20 protein-coding genes are annotated in these 22,338 nt (G+C 64.1%); 12 read left to right on the plus strand and 8 right to left on the minus strand.

Annotation, left to right across the window (positions count from 1 at the left end):
• Nucleotides 1–96 precede the first annotated feature (96 nt).
• Nucleotides 97–1,173 carry a J domain-containing protein gene (locus tag QX039_RS31145; RefSeq protein ID WP_315734322.1) on the minus strand — a complete coding sequence of 359 codons (1,077 nt, stop codon included), beginning with the start codon at nucleotides 1,171–1,173 and terminating at the stop codon, nucleotides 97–99.
• Between the two features lie 482 nt (nucleotides 1,174–1,655).
• Here QX039_RS31145 and QX039_RS31150 point away from each other — a divergent pair, with 482 nt between their 5' ends.
• The 4 genes from QX039_RS31150 to QX039_RS31165 all read left to right on the plus strand — a co-directional run bounded on the left by QX039_RS31150 (nucleotide 1,656) and on the right by QX039_RS31165 (nucleotide 7,895).
• On the plus strand, nucleotides 1,656–2,531 hold the full coding sequence (locus tag QX039_RS31150; RefSeq protein ID WP_315734320.1) for a dihydrodipicolinate synthase family protein: 876 nt from the start codon (nucleotides 1,656–1,658) through the stop codon (nucleotides 2,529–2,531).
• 196 nt (nucleotides 2,532–2,727) lie between these two features.
• A complete protein-coding gene (locus QX039_RS31155; RefSeq protein WP_315734318.1) occupies nucleotides 2,728–5,067 on the plus strand; it encodes a xanthine dehydrogenase family protein molybdopterin-binding subunit in 2,340 nt (779 codons plus the stop codon).
• Between the two features lie 406 nt (nucleotides 5,068–5,473).
• Nucleotides 5,474–6,535, plus strand: a complete 1,062-nt coding sequence (locus QX039_RS31160) for a linear amide C-N hydrolase (RefSeq protein ID WP_315734316.1) — start codon at nucleotides 5,474–5,476, stop codon at nucleotides 6,533–6,535.
• 241 nt (nucleotides 6,536–6,776) lie between these two features.
• Nucleotides 6,777–7,895, plus strand: coding sequence for an amidinotransferase (locus tag QX039_RS31165; RefSeq protein ID WP_315735676.1), 1,119 nt, complete (start codon nucleotides 6,777–6,779; stop codon nucleotides 7,893–7,895).
• Between the two features lie 12 nt (nucleotides 7,896–7,907).
• Here QX039_RS31165 and QX039_RS31170 read toward each other — a convergent pair whose 3' ends face one another.
• The 4 genes from QX039_RS31170 to QX039_RS31185 all read right to left on the minus strand — a co-directional run bounded on the left by QX039_RS31170 (nucleotide 7,908) and on the right by QX039_RS31185 (nucleotide 12,078).
• A complete protein-coding gene (locus QX039_RS31170) occupies nucleotides 7,908–8,225 on the minus strand; it encodes a multidrug efflux SMR transporter (RefSeq protein ID WP_315713960.1) in 318 nt (105 codons plus the stop codon).
• Between the two features lie 685 nt (nucleotides 8,226–8,910).
• Nucleotides 8,911–9,159: a hypothetical protein gene (locus QX039_RS31175; RefSeq protein WP_315734314.1), complete on the minus strand. Its 249-nt coding sequence runs from the start codon at nucleotides 9,157–9,159 to the stop codon at nucleotides 8,911–8,913.
• Between the two features lie 854 nt (nucleotides 9,160–10,013).
• On the minus strand, nucleotides 10,014–11,438 hold the full coding sequence (locus QX039_RS31180) for a sensor histidine kinase (RefSeq protein ID WP_315734311.1): 1,425 nt from the start codon (nucleotides 11,436–11,438) through the stop codon (nucleotides 10,014–10,016).
• The gene (locus QX039_RS31185) at nucleotides 11,413–12,078 is read right to left on the minus strand and encodes a response regulator transcription factor (RefSeq protein ID WP_315734309.1); all 666 of its coding nucleotides are present in this window, start codon (nucleotides 12,076–12,078) and stop codon (nucleotides 11,413–11,415) included. Before QX039_RS31185 ends, QX039_RS31180 begins: the two co-directional genes overlap by 26 nt.
• Before the next feature lie 120 nt (nucleotides 12,079–12,198).
• On the opposite strand from QX039_RS31185, the gene QX039_RS31190 reads away from it, so the two are divergent.
• The 6 genes from QX039_RS31190 (at nucleotide 12,199) to QX039_RS31215 (ending at nucleotide 17,140) form a co-directional block, all read left to right on the plus strand.
• Nucleotides 12,199–12,978 (plus strand): ABC transporter ATP-binding protein, encoded by a 780-nt coding sequence (locus QX039_RS31190; RefSeq protein ID WP_315734307.1) that lies wholly within the window; start codon nucleotides 12,199–12,201, stop codon nucleotides 12,976–12,978.
• 17 nt (nucleotides 12,979–12,995) lie between these two features.
• Nucleotides 12,996–13,862, plus strand: a complete 867-nt coding sequence (locus QX039_RS31195; RefSeq protein ID WP_315734305.1) for an ABC transporter permease — start codon at nucleotides 12,996–12,998, stop codon at nucleotides 13,860–13,862.
• A gap of 41 nt (nucleotides 13,863–13,903) precedes the next feature.
• The gene (locus tag QX039_RS31200; RefSeq protein ID WP_315734303.1) at nucleotides 13,904–14,920 is read left to right on the plus strand and encodes an ABC transporter substrate-binding protein; all 1,017 of its coding nucleotides are present in this window, start codon (nucleotides 13,904–13,906) and stop codon (nucleotides 14,918–14,920) included.
• A gap of 178 nt (nucleotides 14,921–15,098) precedes the next feature.
• A complete protein-coding gene (locus tag QX039_RS31205; protein ID WP_315734301.1) occupies nucleotides 15,099–15,710 on the plus strand; it encodes a LemA family protein in 612 nt (203 codons plus the stop codon).
• Between the two features lie 15 nt (nucleotides 15,711–15,725).
• Nucleotides 15,726–16,625 carry a YgcG family protein gene (locus QX039_RS31210; protein WP_315734298.1) on the plus strand — a complete coding sequence of 300 codons (900 nt, stop codon included), beginning with the start codon at nucleotides 15,726–15,728 and terminating at the stop codon, nucleotides 16,623–16,625.
• 17 nt (nucleotides 16,626–16,642) lie between these two features.
• The gene (locus QX039_RS31215) at nucleotides 16,643–17,140 is read left to right on the plus strand and encodes a TPM domain-containing protein (RefSeq protein ID WP_315734296.1); all 498 of its coding nucleotides are present in this window, start codon (nucleotides 16,643–16,645) and stop codon (nucleotides 17,138–17,140) included.
• A gap of 175 nt (nucleotides 17,141–17,315) precedes the next feature.
• On the opposite strand, the gene QX039_RS31220 is transcribed toward QX039_RS31215, so the two are convergent.
• Nucleotides 17,316–18,299, minus strand: a complete 984-nt coding sequence (locus tag QX039_RS31220) for a YafY family protein (protein ID WP_315771774.1) — start codon at nucleotides 18,297–18,299, stop codon at nucleotides 17,316–17,318.
• An 86-nt stretch (nucleotides 18,300–18,385) separates the two neighbouring features.
• On the opposite strand from QX039_RS31220, the gene QX039_RS31225 reads away from it, so the two are divergent.
• Nucleotides 18,386–19,030: a glutathione S-transferase family protein gene (locus QX039_RS31225; protein ID WP_315734292.1), complete on the plus strand. Its 645-nt coding sequence runs from the start codon at nucleotides 18,386–18,388 to the stop codon at nucleotides 19,028–19,030.
• A 117-nt stretch (nucleotides 19,031–19,147) separates the two neighbouring features.
• On the opposite strand, the gene QX039_RS31230 is transcribed toward QX039_RS31225, so the two are convergent.
• The gene (locus QX039_RS31230; RefSeq protein ID WP_315734290.1) at nucleotides 19,148–20,008 is read right to left on the minus strand and encodes a right-handed parallel beta-helix repeat-containing protein; all 861 of its coding nucleotides are present in this window, start codon (nucleotides 20,006–20,008) and stop codon (nucleotides 19,148–19,150) included.
• Nucleotides 20,009–20,392: 384 nt separating this feature from the next.
• On the opposite strand from QX039_RS31230, the gene QX039_RS31235 reads away from it, so the two are divergent.
• Nucleotides 20,393–21,055 carry a hypothetical protein gene (locus QX039_RS31235; RefSeq protein ID WP_315734288.1) on the plus strand — a complete coding sequence of 221 codons (663 nt, stop codon included), beginning with the start codon at nucleotides 20,393–20,395 and terminating at the stop codon, nucleotides 21,053–21,055.
• Between the two features lie 100 nt (nucleotides 21,056–21,155).
• Here QX039_RS31235 and QX039_RS31240 read toward each other — a convergent pair whose 3' ends face one another.
• The gene (locus QX039_RS31240; RefSeq protein ID WP_315734286.1) at nucleotides 21,156–21,845 is read right to left on the minus strand and encodes a hypothetical protein; all 690 of its coding nucleotides are present in this window, start codon (nucleotides 21,843–21,845) and stop codon (nucleotides 21,156–21,158) included.
• Nucleotides 21,846–22,338 lie beyond the last annotated feature (493 nt).

A 22,338-nucleotide genomic window follows, 5' to 3' on the forward strand; every position in this document is an offset into this window, starting at 1 on the left:
CACCATGCGACACCTTTCCTAACAGTTGATGGGCTTGAACGATTCGCGCGACGAAGGTTCGAAGTTACCTTAAATCTTCGTCAATCCGTCAATCGCTCAAGGCGCGCGGCTGGGATCGGTGGTCGGATAGATCGGCGTCGCCGTCGACATTCGCGAGGGCATCGGCGCCGCCGCCGCCACTTTCGGCGCCTCGGCCTTCGGCGTTTCCGCCTTGATGTCGGATTTGGGCGGCTCGAGCTTCAGCGGCCGCAGCGGCTGACGCTTCGCCATCGCGTCGAGCACGGCGCGGTTGGTCTTCTCGATGCGCTTTGCGGCCGCGACGTCGGCAAAGGCGCGGTCGAACTTGCGCATGCGATAGAACACGATGCCGCGGTCGATATAGGCCTCGTGGTAACGGGGGTCGAGCTGGATCGCGGCGTCGAGATCGGCCAGCGCCGCCGCGAAATCGCCCTTCTGGAACGCGGCCATGCCGCGATCGTGACGGGCCTGGGCCTCGCTCGACGCCGTGCCGCCGGCGAGCATTGCATCTGCCGTGCATGGCGCGGTCGCGCCCGCCGCGCAGGGCGCACGCTCCTGCTCGGCCGAATAGACCACGTCCACCTTGCTGACCCGCAACGGCAGCGGCTCGGCGGGAGCGGAGGCATTGCTGCTCGACGCATTGCCGTTGCCGACCGTCGTGCCGGCAGCCGGGTCGCTGCCGGGATTCGCGGCCGCGTCGCTGGCCGTCGCCGCGTCAGTGAGGCTATCGATCGGCCTGGCGGGAACCTGGTTCGGCTTTACCTTGTTGGTCGCAACCACGATCGGCTCGAGCGGCGCGACGGATGCCGAGGACATGTGGGTGAATAGGAGGTAGCCCGTCAGCGCCAAGGCGGACGCGCCGGCCAGCGCCATCACGCCGGACGCGACTTTGTGCACCTTGGCGACGACGGCGAGCTTGGAATCCTGCCGATGCTCGTCCTGCGCGGCGCCGAGCAGCCGGTCATAGGCCGTGCGCTGCTCCTTGTCGCCAAGAATGTCGTTGGCGCGGATGATCTGTCGAAACCGCAGCGCGGCGTCCGGATCGCCGGGATTGACGTCGGGGTGGCTCTCTTTGACCGCTTTGCGGAAGGCCACCCGGATATCGTCAGCGTCATCGTCCGGAAGAGCTCCGAGTAAATCGTAAAGCGTCTTCATCGTCGTTCTCGCTGCAGGCTTCCCTCGTCTCCGATCGAAATTCCTACGGCGAATTTACGCTGGAGCACTCGTACTAACTGTTTCCGCTTGGCATGATGGTTGGTCAATCCGGCGGAAAAATGACTGAAAATGGCGAAGTTCGTAGCCATTTTTGCCGTGTTTGAGCCATCGCGCTCGTCCTTCCTCGTCATGGTGCGCGCAATCTCAGATTGAATCGCTGCTCTCTAGTCGCCTCCGCCGCCGGACCTTCCTCTATGGTGAAGAGAAAGTTTGAAGCCGGATTTAACGGGAGCTGATTGGCAGGTCAGTTATTTGCGACAACATGCGATTGCCGCAGCAGTGTGGCACCGCCGCTCACCCGCCCGCGCGAGCCAGGTTCCGTCAGGGCGGACGCCGTTTTTGGAAACGCTCCGTGCAGCGGAAGCCGCCCGCGATCAGGCGCCTGCTTGCGGAACCAGCGGCGCGGCCGCTATACCGGCCGCATGACTGAATTTCATGGTGTCTTTCCCTACCTGGCCTCGCCGATCGGCGCGGATGGCACGATCCGTACGGAGGTGCTGGGGCGTCTGTGCGACGACCTGATCCATGCCGGTGTGCACGGCCTGACGCCGCTCGGCTCCACCGGTGAGTTCGCCTATCTCGATCGTGCCCAGCGCATGGCCGTCGTGGAGACGACCATCGATGCGGCGCAGGGCCGCGTTCCCGTGATCGCAGGCGTGGCCTCGACCGCGATCGCTGACGCGGTGGCGCAGGCCAAGGCTTACCAGAAGCGCGGCGCAACCGGCATCCTGGCGGTGCTCGAAGCCTACTTCCCGGTCAACGACGCCGGCATCGAGGCGTATTTCCGGGCGATTGCCGATGCGGTCGACGTTCCCATCGTCATCTACACCAATCCCCAGTTCCAGCGCTCGGACCTGTCGCTCGATGTCATCGCGCGCCTCGCCGAGCATCCGCGCATCAACTACATCAAGGACGCGTCCACCAACACCGGCCGGCTGTTGTCGATCATCACTCGCTGCGGCGACGCCATCAAGGTGTTCGCTGCGTCCTCGCACATTCCGGCGGCGGTGATGCTGATCGGCGGCAAGGGCTGGATGGCCGGGCCGGCCTGCATCATCCCGCGCCAGAGCGTCGAACTCTACAATCTCTGCAAGGCGTCCCGCTGGGACGATGCGATGCTGCTGCAGAAGAAGCTGTGGCGCGTCAACGAGGCCTTCGCCCGCTTCAACCTCGCGGCCTGCATCAAGGCCGGCCTGTCGATCCAGGGCTACGACGTCGGCGATCCCGTGCCGCCCCAGGCCCCGCTCACGCTCGAGCAGCGCAAGGTCGTCGAAGAGGTCCTCAGCAGCCTGGGGTAATGCCAAGATCCTTACTGCCGTCATGGCCGTGCCGACCCGGCCATCCATGCCGAGCGGAAACGAAGTCGTGGATGCCCGGGCCCAGCCCGGGCATGACAGTGTGGTATGCCGCACCAGCACAATCACGGCTTGGCCAGCGGAACTGCGATCCGCTAAAACGCATGCAATTGCATTTGAACTGACCAAGGACTGACGAATGAACATTCTTCCCAACAATATGCGGTTTGGTGCGGGGCAGCCCGTCAAGCGTCTGGAGGATCAGCGGCTGCTGACCGGGAAGGGACAGTTCATCGACGACAAGGCGGAGGACGGCGCGCTCTGGCTCTACGTGCTGCGCTCGCCGCATGCCCATGCGAAGATCGTGTCGATCGACACCGCCGCCGCCCGCGAGATCGCCGGCGTGCAGGCGATCTATACCGGCGCGGACCTCGTCGCCGACGATGTCGGCACCATTCCGACATTGGCGATCTTCAAGCGTCCCGACGGCAAGCCGATGACGGTGCCGCCGCGCCGCCTGCTGGCGCACGAGATCGTCCGCTTCACCGGCGAAGCGGTCGCCGCCGTGGTCGCGACCTCGCGCACGATCGCGCAGGAAGCGGCGGAAGCGATCGTCGTGGACTACGAGGTGCTGCCGGCGGTGACCGATCCGCTGAAGGCGCTCGAGCCGGGTGCGCCCGTCGTCTGGGCCGAGGCGCCGGACAATATCGTTGCCGCGATGAGCTATGGCGATGCCACCAAGGTGGAGGAGGCCTTCTCCAGCGCTGCGCACAAAGTGTCGCTCGACATCACGAGCCAGCGCCTGGTGCCCTCGGCGATGGAGCCGCGCTCGACCATTGCCGAGATCGAGAAGAAGACCGGTCGGCTGTTGCTCCATGTGCAGTCGCAGACGCCGGCCTCGACCCGTGACGTGCTTGCGGAAGCCGTGCTGAAGCGGCCGAAGGAAAGTGTGCGCGTGCTGGTCGGCGACATCGGCGGCGGCTTCGGCCAGAAGACCAACCTCTATCCGGAGGACGGCATCGTCGCCTATGCCGCGACCAAGCTGGCCAAGAAGATCCGCTGGCGCGCCGAGCGGACCGACGAGTTCGTCGGCGGCACGCATGGCCGCGATCTCACCTCGACGGCCGAGTTCGCGCTCGATGCCAAGGGCAGGGTGCTGGCCTATCGCGTGCGCTCGATCGGCGCCACCGGCGCCTACTCGTCGGGCGCGGCCAACATCATTCCGCTGGTGCTGGGGCCGTTCGTGCAGACCGGAGTCTATGACCTGCCGCTGGTGCATTTCGAGGTCAAGACCGTGATGACGCATACGGCGCCGGTCGGCGCCTATCGCGGTGCCGGACGCCCCGAGGCGGTCTTCATCGTCGAGCGGCTGTTCGATGCGGCCGCGCGCCAGATCGGGATCGATCCGCGCGCGATCCGCAAGGCGAACTATATCAAGCCGGCGCAGCTGCCCTACACCAACGCGGTCGGACAGGTCTATGATTCCGGCGCCTTCGCCCACATGCTGGAGCGCGCGTCCAAGCTTGCCGATTGGGACGGCTTCAACGCGCGCAAGCGCGAGGCGAAGAAGCGTGGCATGCTCTACGGCCGCGGCCTGACCAGCTATATCGAATGGACCGGCGGCCGCGCCCACACCGAGAAGGTGTCGCTGCACGCGACCTCCGAGGGCCGCGTCATCCTGCATTCCGGCACCATGGCGATGGGGCAGGGGCTGCAGACCACCTACACCCAGATGATCTCCGATACGCTCGGCATTCCCCTGGACAAGATCGACGTCGTGCAGGGCGACACCGATCTCGCCACCGGCTTCGGCAGCGTCGGCTCGCGCTCGCTGTTCGTCGGCGGCACCGCCGTGGCGGTGTCGTCAAACGATCTCATTACCAAGGCGCGCGAGAAGGCGTCGAACCTGCTGGAGACCGCGGTCGAGGACATCGAATATCGCGATGGCGTCCTGACGGTCGTTGGCACCGATCGCCGCATCAGCCTGTTCGAGATCGCCGGCAAGGAGAAGCAGGCCAAGCTCTCGGTCGACAGCGAGGGCGAGGTCGATGGTCCGAGCTGGCCGAACGGCACGCATGTCTGCGAGGTCGAGATCGATCCGGAGACCGGCATCAGCCGCGTGGTACGCTACACCACGGTCGACGACGTCGGCGTCGCGGTCAATCCGATGCTGGTCGCCGGCCAGATCCATGGCGGCGTCGCCCAAGGCATCGGCCAGGCGCTGTACGAGAACGTCGCCTATGATGCCGACGGCCAGCTCCTGACCGCGACCTATCAGGACTACTGCATCCCGCGCGCCGACGACGTGCCGCCGATCGTGGTCACCCTCGACGATTCTGCGCCGTGCCGCACCAACCCGCTGGGCGCCAAGGGCTGCGGCGAGTCCGGTGCGATCGGCGGTCCGCCCTGCGTCACCAACGGCGTGATGGACGCGCTGTTCGAGTTGGGCATCACCAACCTGCAGACGCCGCTGACGCCGGAGAAGGTGTGGCAGGCGATCTCCGAGGCGAAGGCGGCAAAGGCCAAAGCGTCGGCCTGAGCGAGCGCGCGGGACGCTCCCGCGCGGGACGCTCCCGCGTCGGACGTGCTCCTGTTGCGTCGCTCAACGCGCCGATCTGCGCCGAGCTGTTCGGTGACGAGGGCGGCGAGGGTTACGCCCGCATCTGGTCGCGCCCCTGCATGCGCAGCGGCGACTGATCTCGCTGCGTCATAGCCCGCCATTCCGGGGCAGCCCGTCAGGGCTGAATCCGGAATCTCGAGATTTTCGGTGCAATTGCGCCCTGAGGGGACGATGCTGTCGGATCGCCCCGCCGAGCCCGGCAAGATAACGATCTCATGCGAATCGTCGCGGCGCCGCGACCGCGAGCGACGATGATTGACCCAGATCAAGGTCGCCGACTTGCACTCGCCTCTAGATTGTATCCAACACAACGAGGAGCGCGACCATGCGGCGGTGTGCGGACGTGATGCGCGGGGCGATGGCTTTGGCAATGGTCGCGTTTGGATCATCTCTGGCGGACGCGTGTTCGCGCGTCCTCTGGGCCGATAATGGTCAGGCCGTTGTCACCGGGCGCAACATGGATTGGCCCGAAGACATGCGCACCGATCTCTGGGCCTTCCCGCGCGGCCTTGCGCGCAAAGGCGAGAGCGGCGACGACAACGAACTGAGCTGGACGTCGAAATACGGCAGCGTCGGCGGGGCGGTTTATAATCTGGCGATCGCCGACGGCATGAATGAAAAAGGTCTTGTCGCCAACCTGCTGTGGCTCTCCGAGAGCGATTACGGAAAGCGCGATCTCAAGCGCCCCGGCCTCGCGCTGTCGCTATGGGCGCAATACAACCTCGACAACTTTGCCACCGTTGCCGAGGCCGCGGCCGACATCGAAACCGGTCGCTATCAACTCATCACCGCCGGCATGCCCGGATACGCGACGGCGACCGTGCATCTGTCGCTTTCGGACGCGACGGGCGATTCGGCGATCATCGAAATCGTCGATAGCGGCAAGGTGCGCGTTCATCACGACCGCCGCTATCTGGTCATGACGAACTCGCCGCCCTTCCCCGAGCAGCTCGCCAATCTGAAAAAATACCACGTCTTTGGCGGCACCGAAGCGCTGCCGGGGACGAGCGAAGCGGCCGACCGCTTCGTCCGCGCCGCCTATTACATCCAGAACCAGACCAAGCCGTCGGACACCCGCCAGACCGTGGCCCGCATGTTGTCGGTCATGCGCAACGTGGCGCAGCCTTTCGTGCGGCCAGACCCGAAGCGGCCGGAGGCGTCGCATACGATCTGGCGGGCCGTCGCCGACTCAACCGACCGGCTCTATTTCTTCGAATCGACCCTCAGCCCGAACATCGTCTGGGTCAACTTGCCGCTCATCGACCTTTCCGTCGGCGCTCCGATCCGCAAGCTCGACCTGTCCGGGGCGGACAGCGATCTGGTCGGCGAGGTGAGCAGCCAGTTCAAGCCGGCCGCGCCGCTCGAATTCAAGAAAGGCGGCTCCTGACGGGGCGGAATCCTGAGGATAGATACAACGTCATCCTTATATCTGCGTTGTGGCGCTCGCACGCCGCGCGACATGATTGCGGGCGCTCGCCGTGCAGCCCTGCCACCGCACCGGGCCGGAAGCGCCGCGCCGTTTGTTAAGGACGGATTGTGGTGCATTGCAGCACTGAGGCTATGCGCCGGCGATGCTGTCGCACCAGAGTATTCCTGCCACATCAGCAACCTCCTGCTTTGGTCATGCCATGATCACGCACGAAATCGGCCCGGATGCCGACCGCAAGGTAAGGATCTCTCCGGTCAACTCGCACAATGAGTGGGATCCACTCGAGGAAGTGATTGTCGGAAGGCTCGAAGGCGCGACGATCCCATCCGCCCATCCGGTCGTCGCCTGTAACATTCCGGGAATGGCTGCACGGGCGCAAGCGCTGCTCGGGGGCTTCCGCTATCCAAGGATGTTGATTGAACCGGCTCAGCGCGAGCTCGATGGCTTTATTGCGCTGTTGCAGTCGCTTGGCGTGGTGGTCACCCGACCGGAACCGGTTGATTTCAAGAAGCGCTTCAGCACGCCCGAATGGTCTTCGCGCGGCTTCTGCAACTCCTGCCCGCGCGATAGCATGCTCGTGATCGGAGACGAAATTATTGAAACGCCCATGGCGTGGCCCAGCCGCTATTTCGAGACCCATTCCTTTCGTCCGGTCCTGAAGGACTATTTCCGTCGCGGCGCCCGCTGGACTGCCGCGCCACGGCCGCAACTCACGGACGAACTGTATAACGCCGATTTCAGACGGCCCGAAGAAGGTGAGCCGATGTCATATATTCTGACTGAATTCGAACCGGTGTTCGACGCTGCCGATTTCGTTCGCTGCGGGCGCGATCTGTTTGTAACCCTCAGCAATGTCACCAATGCATCCGGCATCGAATGGCTGCGCCGCCATCTCGGCGACGGCTATCGCATCCACGAGATCGAGAGCCGCTGTCGTAGCCCGATGCACATCGACACGACCATTTTGCCGCTGGGGCCGGGCAGGCTTCTGATCAATCCCGAATACATCGACGTCAGCCGCCTCCCGGACATACTGAAGAAATGGGACATTCTCGTCGCTCCCGAGCCTGATCCGATCACCGATCGCTTGCTCAATATCACGTCGCTATGCGGAAAATGGCTCAACATGAATGTGCTGATGGTGGACGAAAAGCGCATCATCGTTGATCCGCATCATGTGCGAACGATGCGTGCGATCGAGCAATGGGGTTTCGAGCCGATCCCCTGCGAATTCCTGCATTACGCCGCATTTGGCGGCGCATTCCATTGCGCGACACTCGACATCAGGCGGCGCGGGGCGCTCGAGAGCTATTTTTGAGGATTGGCACGCCTATCCGGACTCGAGGCGCAGTCCGACGATGCCAAGTACAATGAGACCAATCGAGGCGAGCCGGGTCGCGGTCGTCGGCTCGTCGAACAGATAGATTCCGAAGAGAGTGGCGACGGCGATGCTCGCGCCGGTCCACGCGGCGTAGGCCGTGCCCATCGGGATCGTCTTCACGGCGAGGCCAAGACAACCGACGCTGGCGCCCATAAAACCCACGGTGACCAGGATCGACGGCAGGCGCGAGAGACCTTCGGAATATTTGAGAGCGATCAGCCAACCCACCTCGCAAAGGCTGCCAATGAATAAGATCACCCAGGCCATGAGAGGTTCTCCCAAAAGATGGGCTTAACGATCCTCGACGGAGTTCGTGTCAGAATTCCACGGTCTCGCTATTCTGCCAACTCGTTCCGCCAAGCCCTTACACTTTGCAAGTGCGCGCTGGAAGGCTACGGAAAAGCCGGCTTGTCGGATCACCCTGGGTAAGCGGTTCAAGAGCCAACAAATATGAGTCGATCATCAATTGAGAGCTGCCTGGGCACCTGATGGAGATTTCGTCTACGGCCGCCGTGGTGATCGAACAGCACGGCATGTCGGCTCATGGCCCGAAGCGTAAGAGCTGGAGCGCGCCCGACATTTCCGGAGCTGGGGTCAGATCGGCTGTGCCACCCGCCTGCCGGCCACAGCCGCCCTTGGTCCGAAGTTGACATCCAAAATTGTAGGCTCCGGTAGAATCTACTTCGCTCTTACGACCCCGCCGCAAATCCCCCAGCCTCGAAGAAGACTGGTTGCTCGCGGTCGGCCAATCGGGATGGTGAGCCTTCGCAGGACCGCGCAGAAGTGCGGCTCGATCCCTCTTGCGGTGGTGGCCTGACGGTGGACAAGGGTGGGGAGTCGGGCGATTCAGCGATGAGCAGACGACGTAATGTCACGCCCCGGGCGTCCAGTCAGCGCGAGAGGCCGTATCGTTTGGGCATCATCATTGGAAAGCAATGAGTTGAGAAGAGAACTAGGGTTTAGTTTCCCATTTCAAACAAAACTCAATGTCGTCCCATCCGATACACGCCTTATGTTCATCCCAATTGACACAGATCTTCTTTTTTCCAAAACTTACACAGTATTTTCCCGATGCCTTTGCCAAGGATGGCTCGACATATATTGTCTTTCCATCGATCTCGGTTCGCACCAAAATGGTTTTGCCTTTTTTGTCCGTTACTGTTGTTTTGTCTTTACTGAGAAACAGATCTTCATCGGTCATGGTTCTTTCTCCTCAATTGCGCGCTGCCACTTGCGTCCCGGTTCGATGTCAAGCGGTCAACTCAATATAAAACCGACCAGCACCCGTTAGCTTGGCGCGAACTTGAATTCAGTCATGCTTACACCTAGAAGTAGAAATTATCTCAGAATACTACGTGTTGATTTCGATCAAAGTCGGTCGGTCCGTCTACGACGAAAACACCCAAGCTAAAGCTGCCGGGAATGCTGGCAAGCCAGGATGTCCGCCCCAACGGTCGCGACCGGGGGCGGCTGAGTCGGGCAAAACGCGCGAAGATTTGTGCCGGTCCGATCGTACGGGAGTGCCGTAGGGGACGAAAAATCATGGGCGCGCAAAAACTCATTTCGCCAGCCGTTTCAACGCGCAAGGGCTGGTGAGGCCGTAGTCCCGAAATTTTCCTCTTTCTTTTTATCAGAAATCATGGATGATGCACGCATCCCGCCTCGACGAGAGGGGCGTTGCGCGCGATCGTCACGACACGCGAGGCGGGGATGCGATGGACGTTTTTGCGGCGTGAGACGAACGCGGCGAGGGCGGACGTGAAGTCGTGTGGTTCTGGCATCCCGACGCTGATGCTAAGTTGCTTGGGTGATGATCCGAGCGACGACGGTGGCCAAAAAGCCCGGTGCACCGAGAAGAGCACGATATAAGCGTTAAAACCGTCGCGCAGGGAAGGCCGGGACGTCTCGGCCGAACCTGTGGTTCCTGCCCCGTGCATTTTGTTCGCACGGGGGCCATGGGGGCGGCGAGCTCCCGGCCTTCCCTGCGCCCTCTCGATCTTCGAAAGGGCATGTCGATCGCAAGACCCGGGCGTGATCCGCCGCGGGACGACGACGTCATGTCTGCTGCTGTTTGAGATGTGAATCTGGACGTGGATCGACTGCTGTCGACCGATCCACCGGCAGCTCCAGTCGCACACTGAAGTCGCCTGCCACTCCGCTGAACCGCAGACGGCCGCCATGGGCCTGCGCGACCTCGCTCGCAATGGCGAGGCCGAGGCCTGAGCCGTGGGAGCCGTCGCCCTTCTGGAAGGGAGATAGCAATCGCTGCTGCGCCTCGGCGGCGATGCCGGGGCCGTCATCCCAGACGATGATCGCGACATGGCTCGCCTTGCTTTCCACCGTCACCATCAGCCGCATCTTTGCACCATGCGCCAGCGCGTTGTGAATGAGATTGGCGAGTGCCTCGCGCAGGCTGATGGCATCGACGGCGATGACGGCATCGTCTTCTGCTGGCACGAAGCTGACGGAGACCTCGCGGTCGAGCGACAGCGGCACGCTCTGCGATAGCACCGACTTGGCCAGCGCGTTGATGTCGGTCGCGGCGAAGCGCGGCGCCTGGGCGCGGTGCTGGATCATGGCGTGATCGAGCAGTTGGCTGGTGAGGCGGGCGAGATCCGCGATGCGACTGCGCAGCCTGTCGAGCGCCTTCGGGTCCTTGGTCTGATCGCTCAGCAGCTCGACCTCGGCATCGATCGCAGCCAGCGGCGTGCGCAGCTGGTGGGTGGCGTCGGCGATGAAGCGCTGCATCAGCGCGATGCGCTCGGCGAGGCGCTGCATGAAGCCGTCGATCGCGCCGACCAGCGCGCGCACCTCGCGCGGCGGCGTGATCGCGATCGGGCTGAGATCGTCCGGCCGGCGCTTGACGATCTCGGCCTCGATCCGCGTCAGCGGCGCGAACACCAGCCGCAGGCATAGCGCAGTCGCCACCAGCGCCAGCACGCTCATCGCGGCGATGAGGCCGATCGCCTTCGAGGCAAGATCCCAGGTCAGTGCGTCGCGGGCGCGCAGGGTCTGCGCCAGCACGATCTGGCTCCAGCCGTCTCCGGGCGCGCCGTCGAGCTTGCGCGCTACCGCGGCGATGCGCACGGCCTGGTCGCGATAGATGCCGTCGCGCAGCACGACGCCCTCGCGCAGCGCCCTGGCGGGCGCGGTGACGGCGAGATCGTCATAGCCGGCGACGACGACGCCGCGCGGATCGGTGACGCGATAGAACACGAGGTCATAGGCCGACAACGTCGCAAACGCTGCCGCCGGCGGATCCAGCGTCACGACGCCACCCTGCATGTAGATGTTCTCGGCGATCTGCACGGCGCCGCCGGCGAGCAGCTTGTCGTAGGCGTCGCGCGCGGCGGTGGCGGCATATTGCCAGGCGGCGAGGCTCAGCACGACGGCGCCGACGGCCAGGATCGCGCCGATCGCGATCAACAGCCGCGCGCGCAGCGAGGTCCTGAGGTCACGAAGCGTGGAGCTGATAGCCAAGGCCGCGCTCGGTCTTGATTTCGACTGTTGTCGCCGCCAGCTTGCGCCGCAGCCGGGCGACGAACTGCTCGACGGCGTTGGGGCTCGGATCCTGGTCGAAGCTGAACAGCTGCTCGACCAATTCCTCCTTGGCGACGTAGCGGCCGGGACGCGCCGCGAGAATCTCCAGCACGGTCAGCTCGCGCCGTGTCAGATCCAGCGGCTGGCCGGCGACGCTTGCAGTACGGCCGGCGCGGTCGATCACCAGCGGTCCCAGGGTCAGCAGATTGTCGGACTGCCCGGCCGCCCGCCGGAGCAGCGCCCGCGCCCGCGCCTCCAGCTCGCGATAGTCGAACGGCTTGATCAGGTAGTCGTCGGCGCCGAGGTCGAGCGCGCCGATGCGGTCGTCCACCGCCGAGCGCGCGGTCAGCACCAGCACCGGCGTGCGCAGGCCGCGCTTGCGCAGGTGCTTGAGCACGGCAAAGCCGTCCATGTTCGGCAGCATCACGTCGAGCACGATCAGGTCATAGGTCTGCACCTCGATCAGCTCGCTCGCGGTGCGGCCGTCCTTTTCCCAGTCGACGGCGTAGCCGATCCGCTCGAACCGGCTGGTCACGGCGGCGCCGATCTCGGGCGTGTCTTCCACCAGCAGGATGCGCACGGTCTCGTTGTCCGCCTCGGAGTCAGGTTCGCGTCAGTCTCCTCCTCTATCACCTCGGATAAGGGCGCCGAAGTGCACCAAGCGAAATTTCGCACTGCAATATAACGGAGGGGAGGACGCATGACCGTCCATCAATCGCCATCTCAGTTCGAGCCGCTGCTCTCCGTCGAGGGCGTGACGCTCCAGTACAAGACGCCGGACACCTTGGTCACGGCGACCTACCGCGTCGATTTCAAGGTCTTCGATTCCGACCGCTTCGTGCTGCTGGGGCCCTCCGGCTGCGGCAAATCCACGCTTCTCAAGGCGATCGGCGGTTATCTGAAGCCGACCGAGGGCCGCATCCGCCTCAAGGGCCACGATGTCGCCGAGCCCGGCCCGGACCGCATGATGGTATTCCAGGAGTTCGACCAGCTGCTCCCGTGGAAGACGGTGCGCGAGAACGTCGTGTTCGCGCTGACGGCCAGCGGCCGGCTCGGCACCGCCGAGGCCAACGAGCGCGCCAGGTCCTATATCGACAAGGTCGGCCTCACCAAGTTCATCGACTCCTATCCGCACATGCTCTCCGGCGGCATGAAGCAGCGCGTCGCGATCGCCAGGGGCATGGCGATGGAGCCCGACGTGCTCTTGATGGACGAGCCGTTCGCCGCGCTGGACGCGCTGACCCGGCGCAAGATGCAGGATGAGCTCCTGCAATTGTGGCAGGACACCCGCTTCACCGTGCTGTTCGTGACGCATTCGATCGAGGAGGCGATCAAGATCGGCTCGCGCATTCTGCTGCTGTCGCCGCATCCCGGCCGCGTCCGCGCCGAGCTCAACAGCGTGCCGCCGGGCACGATGGGCTCGCCCGAGCAGGTCGCGCTCGAAGGGCGCATCAACGACATGCTGTTCGGCCATCACTGAGACACGAGGAGAGCATCATGAGCGAGACGCTGGCGCTGCGCCCCGAAATCGTCAATGCAGACACGCCCCTCGGCGACGTCAAGGTCGAGGCCAGCCTGTCCTGGCTGGAACGCATCTACCACGTCGGTGCGGTCCGCAAGGCCATCATCCTGGTGGCACTCGCCGCGCTGTGGCAGGCCTATGGGCTGTGGCTCGGCAATCCCCTGTTGTTTCCGACCTTCACCGACACGCTCTCAGCCTTCTTCGAGAACATCGGTAACGGCATCATCCCTGCGCGCACCCTCGTGTCGCTGGAGACGCTGCTGATCGGCTACGGCATCGGCATCGCGCTGGCGGCCGTGCTGACCACGATCGCGATCGGATCGCGGATCGGCGCCGACATGCTGGAGGCGCTGACCTCGATGTTCAATCCGCTGCCGGCGATCGCATTGCTGCCGCTGGCGCTGATCTGGTTCGGGCTCGGCAAGGGCAGCATCATCTTCGTGCTGGTGCATTCGGTGTTGTGGGCGATCGCGCTCAACACCCATTCCGGCTTCCGCTCGGTGTCGAACACCTTGCGCATGGTCGGCCTGAACTACGGCCTGCGCGGGTTGAAGCTGGTGCGCTTCATCCTGATCCCGGCTGCATTTCCGGCCATCCTCACCGGCCTGAAGGTGGGCTGGGCCTTCGCCTGGCGCACCCTGATCGCGGCCGAGCTGGTGTTCGGCGTGTCCTCGGGTTCCGGCGGCCTCGGCTGGTTCATCTTCGAGAACCGCAACCAGTTGGAGACGGCCAACGTCTTCGCCGGCCTGTTCACCGTGATCTTCATCGGCCTCGTCGTCGAGAACCTCGTGTTCGCGACCATCGAGCGCAAGACGGTGCGGCGCTGGGGCATGCAGCACTGATTTTCGAGTTATAAGCACAACAACACGGAAGGGAGACGACCATGTCCTGGAGCAAATCACTCACGGCCGCCGCGCTCGGCCTCACCGCGCTGCTCGGCGCCACCGGCGCTTCGCAGGCCGAGGTCAAGGAGATCAGGCTCTCCAAGGGCTACGGCATCCTCTATCTGCCGCTGATCGTGATGGAGGATCAGAAGCTGATGGAGAAGCAGGCGGAGAAGGCCGGGCTCGGTCCGTTCAAGGTGAACTGGCAGATGCTCGACGGCGGCAACATCATCAACGACGCGATGATGGCCGGCTCGCTCGACATCGCCGGCACCGGCGCGCCCGGCTTCATCACGCTGTGGGCCAAGGCCAAGGGCATTCCGGCGGTGGAGGTGGTCGGCGTCAGCGGCCTCAGCTCGACCTCGCTGTGGATGAACACCAACAATCCTGAGATCAAGTCGCTGAAGGATTTCAAGCCGAGCGACAAGATCGCCCTGCCGGGCATCAAGACCTCGCTGTCGGCGGTCATGCTGCAGATGATGGCGGCGCAGGAGTTCGGCAAGGAGAACTACGCCAAGCTCGATCCGATGACTGTCGGCCTGCCGCATCCGGAGGCGCTGGCGGCGCTCACCTCGGGCAAGACCGAGATCACGGCGCATTTCACCTCGCCGCCGTTCTCCTACATCGAGCTGAAGGATTCGAAGATTCGCCGCGTTGCCAATTCCGCCGACGTGCTCGGACGGATGACGATGGACGTGGTGTTCGCGCCCAAGCGCTTCGTCGACGCCAATCCCAAGGTCGTGCAGGCGTTCCTCGACGCGCTCGACGAGGCCTGCACGCTGATCGCCAACGACAAGGCTGCCGCGGCCGAGATCTATGCCCGCACCGCCAAGGTGAAGACCACCAAGGAGGACGTGCTGGAGATGCTGCAGGACAAGGACACCTGGTTCTCGTCGACGCCGGAGGGCGTGCTGAAGATCGCCGAGTTCATGCACGGCGTCGGCTCGATCAAGGTCAAGCCGGCGAGCTGGCAGGACATGTTCGTGACCCAGCTACGCGACCGCAAGGGCAGTTGAGCGAGACCCGTCACGGCCTGCGCGGCCAATGACTGGCATCCGCGAGGTCACCCGGGAACTCTCCCGAACCCACGCTCCGGCCGCCGAGACTTATGTCCGGCGGCCGCCGGCCGTCATTGCGCCGCTGCCCAAGCTGTGCTCTGACGAGGCGGCACAACCGGGAGAAGGGGGACGCGCGATGCGGAAATTGCTGACCGTGCTGGCGGCGCTGATGACGCTGAGCCTGACCAATTGCGGCTACAATGCCATCCAGACCAATGACGAGCAAGTCAAGGCGGCTTGGTCCGAGGTCGTCAACCAGTATCAACGCCGCGCCGACCTCGTGCCCAACCTGGTCAACAGCGTGAAGGGTTTTGCCCAGCAGGAGAAGGACGTGCTGCTCGGCGTCACCAACGCCCGCGCCAAGGTCGGCAGCGTCCAGGCCACGCCCGACGTCGTCAACGATCCCGCTGCGCTGCAGAAGTTCCAGGCCGCGCAGAGCGAACTGACCGGCGCGCTGTCGCGGTTGTTGGTCGTCACTGAGAATTATCCGCAGCTGAAATCGGACGCGCTGTTCCGTGACCTGATGTCCCAGCTCGAAGGCACCGAGAACCGCATCACGGTGGCGCGCAACCGCTACATCAAGGCGGTCCAGGAATACAACGTCGGCATCCGCACCTTCCCGAACAACCTGACCGCAATGATGTTCGGCTACAAGGAGAAGGCCAACTTCACGGTCGAGAACGAACGCGAGATCTCGGTGGCGCCGAAGGTCGATTTCAACGCGCCGTCGCCTGCGCCCTCGAAATAGCCGGAGCAGGGAATCGTGCGCGCGCTGCCGGTCCTCAAGGCGCTGCTTGCGACGCTGCTCGTCTGCTTCGCCACGATGGTGCTGGCCGACGTCGCGGTGCCGCAGCTCACCGGCCGCGTCGTCGACCAGACCGGCACGCTGTCCTCCTCGGACATCGCAGGCCTCGCGCAGAAGCTGAAGGACCTGGAAACCCGCAAGGGCAGCCAGGTCGCGGTGCTGATCGTGCCGACGACGCAGCCCGAGACCATCGAGCAGTTTTCGCTCCGCGTCGCCGAGACCTGGAAGATCGGGCGCAAGAAGGTCGACGACGGCGCGCTGCTGGTGATCGCCAAGAACGACCGCAAGCTGCGCATCGAGGTCGGCTACGGCCTCGAAGGCAGCCTCACCGACGTCACCGCGCGCCGCATCATCGACGAGGTCATCACGCCGAAATTCCGCACCGGCGACTTCGCCGGCGGCATCGACGCCGGCGTCGACCGCATCATCGGCGTGATCAATGGCGAGACCCTGCCGGTGCCGCAGCCCCAGGCCTCGCACGGCACGGATCTCGACATCGACTCGATCTCCTCCTTCGCGCCGGTGGCGCTGTTTGGTGCGCTGGTGATCGGCGGCATCCTGCGGACCTTGCTCGGACGACTGATCGGATCGCTCGCGACTGGCGGCGCCATGGGCGTGATCGCCTGGCTGCTGGTGGGATCGGCGGGGCTGGCGGCACTGTCGGCCATCGCCGGCTTCGTCATCGCTTTCATTGCCGACAGTTTCGCCGGGATGAATACGCCGGGCAGCGGCCGCCGCGGCGGCTGGTCGAGCGGATCGTCGTCGGGCGGTTGGAGCAGCGGCAGCTCGAGCGATAGCGGCAGCTTTTCCGGCGGGGGCGGCAGCTTCGGCGGCGGCGGCGCCTCGGGCAGCTGGTAAGGACGGGACGCGCGACCATGGGCATCAAGCGGATCGGCAGGCATCTCCTGCATCGTCCCTGGCAGCTGAAGCGCATCTTCACGCCTGCAGTGCTCGCGCGCATCGAGCAGGCGATCAAGGATGGCGAGCGCACCCATGCCGGCCAGCTTCGCTTCGTCGTCGAGGGCGCGCTCGACGGCCGGCCGCTCTGGCGCGACCAGCCGCCGCGCGAGCGCGCGCTGGACCTGTTCTCGCACCTGCGCATCTGGGACACCGCGCACAACAACGGCGTCCTGATCTATCTCCTGCTTGCCGATCGCGACGTCGAGATCATCGCCGACCGCGGCATCCACGACCGTGTCGGCGCGGCGGGTTGGGAGGCGATCTGCCGGGCGATGGAGGCTGAGTTTCGCCAGGGCCACTTCGAGCAGGGCGTCATGCAAGGCATCTCCGCCGTCTCACGCGAGCTCGCCAGGCACTATCCGCCGCACGCCGGCGATCCAAATGAGCTGCCCGACGCGCCAGTGGTGCTGTAGCGATCCATTCCGCGGCACACGTCTCGCTCAACCCGACTTGAAATTGGCGGGCACGATTCCAACCCCGTCATTGCGAGCGCAGCGAAGCAATCCAGACCGTCTCTGCGGAGGGATTCTGGATTGCTTCGCGGCGCCGCTGCGCTCGCAATGGCGCGGACGGAGCCGTGTTTGCCATTCACGTCGTCGTCGCAGAAGCGACGTACCGCTTCGCCATCGCCCCCGCCATCTCCGTCATCTTCGCCCGCAACTCGGGCGGATCGAGCACTTCGACCTCCGGCCCGAAGCGCAGCAGCTCGCCAACCGCATGCCATAGTGTTGTTCCGGTCGGGATCGTCGCGATGCGCCAGCCATCGGCATCGGCTTCGTCGGCCAGGCGCGTGCGGGCGCGCACATAGGGCTGACTCAGCGCCTCTAGCAGCCGCACGCCGAGCGGTGACAGCCGCACCGTTGCGAGCTTCGGATGCAGCTCCGCTTCCAGCCGCTCGGTCGCAGCCCGCCAATAGGCGGCGAGATCGAAGTCGGCGGGCCGCGCGAAGGTCTCCACTGTGACGGTGCAATCGAGCACGCGCGCCACGCGATAGGTGCGCACGCTGCGCTCGACCTGCCCTGCGAGATACCAGCCGCCGCCCTTGAGCACGAGGCCGAGCGGCGCCACCCGGCGGCGCTTCTCGGCGCGCCAGCTCTGATAGCGGATGTCGATCAGGCGGTCGGCGAGCAGCGCGTCCGCAATGGTTCGCAGATGCGTCGGCTCCTCGGACTCGCCGAACCAGCCAGGCGCGTCGAGATGGAAGCGCGCCTGCATGCGGCCGGCATTGGCGCGCAGGCTCTCCGGCAGGGCCGCCACCAGCTTGGTCTGCGCCGCGCTCATCGCGCCATCGAGCCCGAGCGCGGCGGCGGGGCCCGGCAGGCCCGCCATGAACAGTGCGTCGGTTTCCGTCGGCGACAGCCCGTTCAGCCGCACGCGATAGCCGTCGAGCAGGCGGAATCCGCCTTCGGCGCCGCGCTCGGCATAGACCGGGATCCCCGCCGCGGCGAGCGCGTCGATGTCGCGATAGATCGTGCGCACCGAGACCTCGCAGGCGTCTGCGAGCTCGGGCGCGGTAACCTGTCCCCTGGCCTGCAGGGTGGTGAGGATCGAGAGCAGCCGGCTCGCGCGCATGCCCTTCTTTAAACATACCTGACACACCTTGTCAGGTATGGTGTGCGACAAGCCCGCACCGCAGCCGGCAATGGGAGGACACCATCATGACCGCCGACGACAAGATCACGCTGTATTACTCACCGCAGACCCGCGCCGCCGGCACCCGCGTCCTGCTCGAGGAGCTGGGCGCGCCCTACGATCTGCATGTCCTCAACATGAAGGCGGGCGAGCAGCGCAAGCCGGAGTTCTTGGCCGTCAATCCGCTCGGCAAGGTGCCGACGATCGGACATCGCGGCCAGATCGTGACCGAGCAGGTCGCGATCTTCATCTATCTCGCCGATCTGTTTCCGCAAGCGGGGCTGACGCCGGCGCTCGACGATGCCATGCGCGGGCCCTATCTGCGCTGGATCGCCTATTACGGTGCGTCGTTCGAGCCCGCCGTGATCGACCATTTCATGAAGCGCGAACCGGCCCCGATCACGCAGTCGCCCTATGCCGACTACGATACGATGCTGGGCGCGCTGGAGCAGCAGCTCGCCAAGGGGCCGTATCTCCTCGGCGAGCGCATGACCGCCGCCGACGTGCTGTGGGGCGTCGCCTTCAACTGGACCATGATGTTCGGCGTCGTGCCGCGCAAGGACGTGTTCGTGCGCTATGCCGAGCGCATCACCCAGCGTCCGGCGTTCCAGCGCGTCACCGCCGCGGATGCCGAGATGGCGGCCCAGCACGCGGCCGCCGCCGGCGTCTGAGCGCCAGCATCGACGCAATCGAGCGAGGTCCCGCCGGCAACGGGACCTCGCTGATGTGATTGCACGTTGTCCGGCAGGCGCAGCTCGCCAGATGCCGGGCTTCCCGCGGCGGCGCCGCTAGTTCAGGCTGATCCCCGTGAGCGGCGTGCCGTCGACGCCGTTGTTGCTGATCGCGTTGTTCTTGAAGGACGAGACGGAGCCGCCGCCGGTCTGGACGACGCCGTTGGCGTTGCCCTGGATGACGGAATTTCCCAACGTCACGATGGCGCCGCTGCCGCTCGCCAGAACGCCGGTGTTGTTGAACTCGGAGGTCAGCCGGTCGAGAAACACGCCCATCCCCGGCTTTCCGGCCGGGACCGTGGCGGATATCCCGGCATTGGCATTTTCGATGGCCTTCGTGTTCGAGACGAGCACGCTGATCGCGCTGCTCGAATTCGCGGTCGAGACCGTGACGCCGAACGCGGACGCCTTGAGCGAGGAGTCTGCGATCACCACCTGTGCCGCACCGGTCGGCGCGACCGAGATTGCGCTTTGCGAGAAGTTCTCGAAGGTACAGTTCTCGACGACGAGCTTTCGGCCGGCCAGGAAATTGACGCCGTTGAGGCCGAGGGTCGTGCCGGCGCCGTTGATGCTCAGATTGCGCAGGATGATGACGTCGTTGGCGCCGGCATTCACGTTGATGCCGTTGGTCGCCGACGCCAGGATCGAGGCCATGGTCCCCCCGCCGTCGATCGTGATCGATTTGGTGATCGTGACGGCGCCGTAGCCGCCGGGATCGAGCACGTCGATCTCACCGCCGGCGGCGGTCTTCGAGATCGCACCGGCGAAGGTCTTGCAGGGCGCCGTGCGGCTGCACGGGTTGACGTCGTCGCCGACGCCGGACACCCAGGTCCGCGTCGCCTGCGCGTGAGCCCCTGGCGAGGCCAGGATCAAAAGTGCGGCGCACAAAAATCCGATCGAAGAAATGAGCTTTCGCATGAGCGCTCCCCTTGAAATGCTGGAAATGAAAAAATAACCCGAACGCAGAGTATTAGTCTACGAAAGCAACCAGAGCGTTCATCGAAAACGGCGAGGGAGACGGCACATTTGCGATCGAGAACCGGCGCCCAGCCGAAACGCGGTGAGAATTCATGACGACGCCGGCAAGACAGCTCATAGTTTGCTCGCCTTCGCCCCTCCTGCCAATTGAGTGCACATTGTCCTGTGATTTGGCGCAGGCGCCTTGGAAGATCGCTCTGCGCAGGATCAACGTTTTTTTTAAGAGCGACGTAAGTAAAAATGTTTGAAGTATTCGGCGCCGCCCCTCTGGCGGAGTGGGTCGAAACTCGTTCTGCGAGATAAGTCTTTTTCGGGAGAAGTCGCGTGATTGAAAGGGTCTGGGTGAGTGACTGCTTCATGGACTCTTCCAATATTTCGAAATTCAATCTGAACCCGGATGACCAGGGCAAGGATTACTGGCAAGATACCGAATATCGGGAAGAACTGGACCGTCTGGACAAGCTCATGCGCAAGCACGAGGACGGTGAAACGTTGACGGAAGATGAGCGTCCGAAGCGGGCCTACCCGAGGTACAAGGATCGGCGCATTGGAAAGTTGTCCGATTTCTTTCGGGTCAATGCCTTCATCGTTGTCTCTTCCGATTTTGCCGAAGTGCTTGGGAGATTCGAGCTTGGAAAGGGCGGCCTGTCCAACATAGAGCTCTATCAGGGCAATCGCGTCGAACGGGTGCCGGGGGCCTGGTATTTCCTAAATCTCGGATGTCAGAAGCAGACCTTTCGTTCCGGGCGATCAACCGGCGGTTTCGTTCAGCCGGACTTGTGGCCCAAGGGCAAACTGATGGTTAGCTTGCCCAAAGACAACCAAATTGCGGTCGGGGCGGCAGCTCTGGAAGGTTGTGACCTCTGGACCGACCCGAGCCTTGCGGGTGCGCTGTTTCTGAGCGGGCGGCTCGAGGCTGCGCTGAAGGCCGCGAAGCTGACCCGTAACGTGCGGCGAGCACGGTGCATGATCGTCAATGAAGATTGAGGGGCGCAATGGGCTGAAGCCAGAGACCTCGGCATCTCTCGCAAGGGAGTTGAGGTGACAGTCCTGGACCGCAAACTTAGTTCGTGGATGGAGAGGCTTGTTAATCATCGATCACGCGCTGGGACAGCGGAACGACCGGTGGAGGCTCGGGGGCGGCCAGGAAGTTGAGGTGCTCCGCAAAGCTGCCTCTCCGATCGACGTCCATCTTCAGGCCGATACGCCCCGCCAACCTGTGGCGCGCGGCGGCGAACCAGCGAAAAACCTCGTAGAATATCGGGCAGTGGCTCTCATATCCAAAATGAGGGATCCCCACGAGACACGGTTGACCGAACCCCATTTCTTCATGATCACGCCTGGTGCCGTCGCCGTGGTAGACATTCCATCTGATGTCGGCGTTCTTCGACACCACAAGATCGCCAGCGAAGATCGAGATGTCGTGGACGATGTTGATGCCGTGATATGGACCGGTCCACGCCGGCTCGTAGTCATGAATGGCTGAAATGACTTCGCCGTCGCTCGGCAACAGGTGTCCGCCATATCTGAAGATCCAGCTGTCGAGTGTCGGCAGAAATCGGTCCGATAGCGTCAGCTCGATCGAGAATGACCTCAGATAGTCCGCCAATGCTTTGAGGCGGCTTTGCTTCTGCGCGAGAAAATAATCGAAGTTTGCCCTGATTTTTGCGTCTGACAGAACTGCCTCGCTGTCGTGAAATGGAGGCGAATAGATGGGGTAGTCGAAAAGTGCACGCCGGACTTTCCGATGATCGATCATGTTCGCAATGAAGCGCATGCTTCCTTGTCCAATCAAATGCCGTGAGCCAGGTTAGCAAGGAATTCCGGCGCCGTGTTGAACGCACCGGCTTGGATCAACCGCCTTGCTCTCCGCCCCGCACGACGGGCAATTCCCGCATCCCTCTCATGCGCCAACTGCCCGTCGAGCCAGTTTGTCGCATGTGTGCCGCCTTGCGGCGTCGGGCAAATCGCGACGATGATCCCGGCCATCCCGTTCGCGATGAGGAGGGGCGGCTCGGCCGATCGTCACGAGGCGTAGCAGCGGGGAGCGGTGGCCGTATCGGGCTTGGGGCTCTGCGCAAGCGGGCCGGCGAGCAAGCGTGGTACGGACGGTCAAGTCGTAGGGTCCTGGCATCCCGATGCCGATGCCAAGTTCGCATACAGGCTTCGCCTCGTGCGGATGACGGTGACCAGAAAGCCCGGCGCACCGGGGAGACTACAAAGCAGCCGTAACGCCATCGCGCAGGGAAGGCCGGGTGCCAGTCGGCACC

This window comes from Bradyrhizobium sp. SZCCHNR1043 (assembly GCF_032489675.1).
Classification (GTDB): Bacteria; Pseudomonadota; Alphaproteobacteria; order Rhizobiales; family Xanthobacteraceae; genus Bradyrhizobium.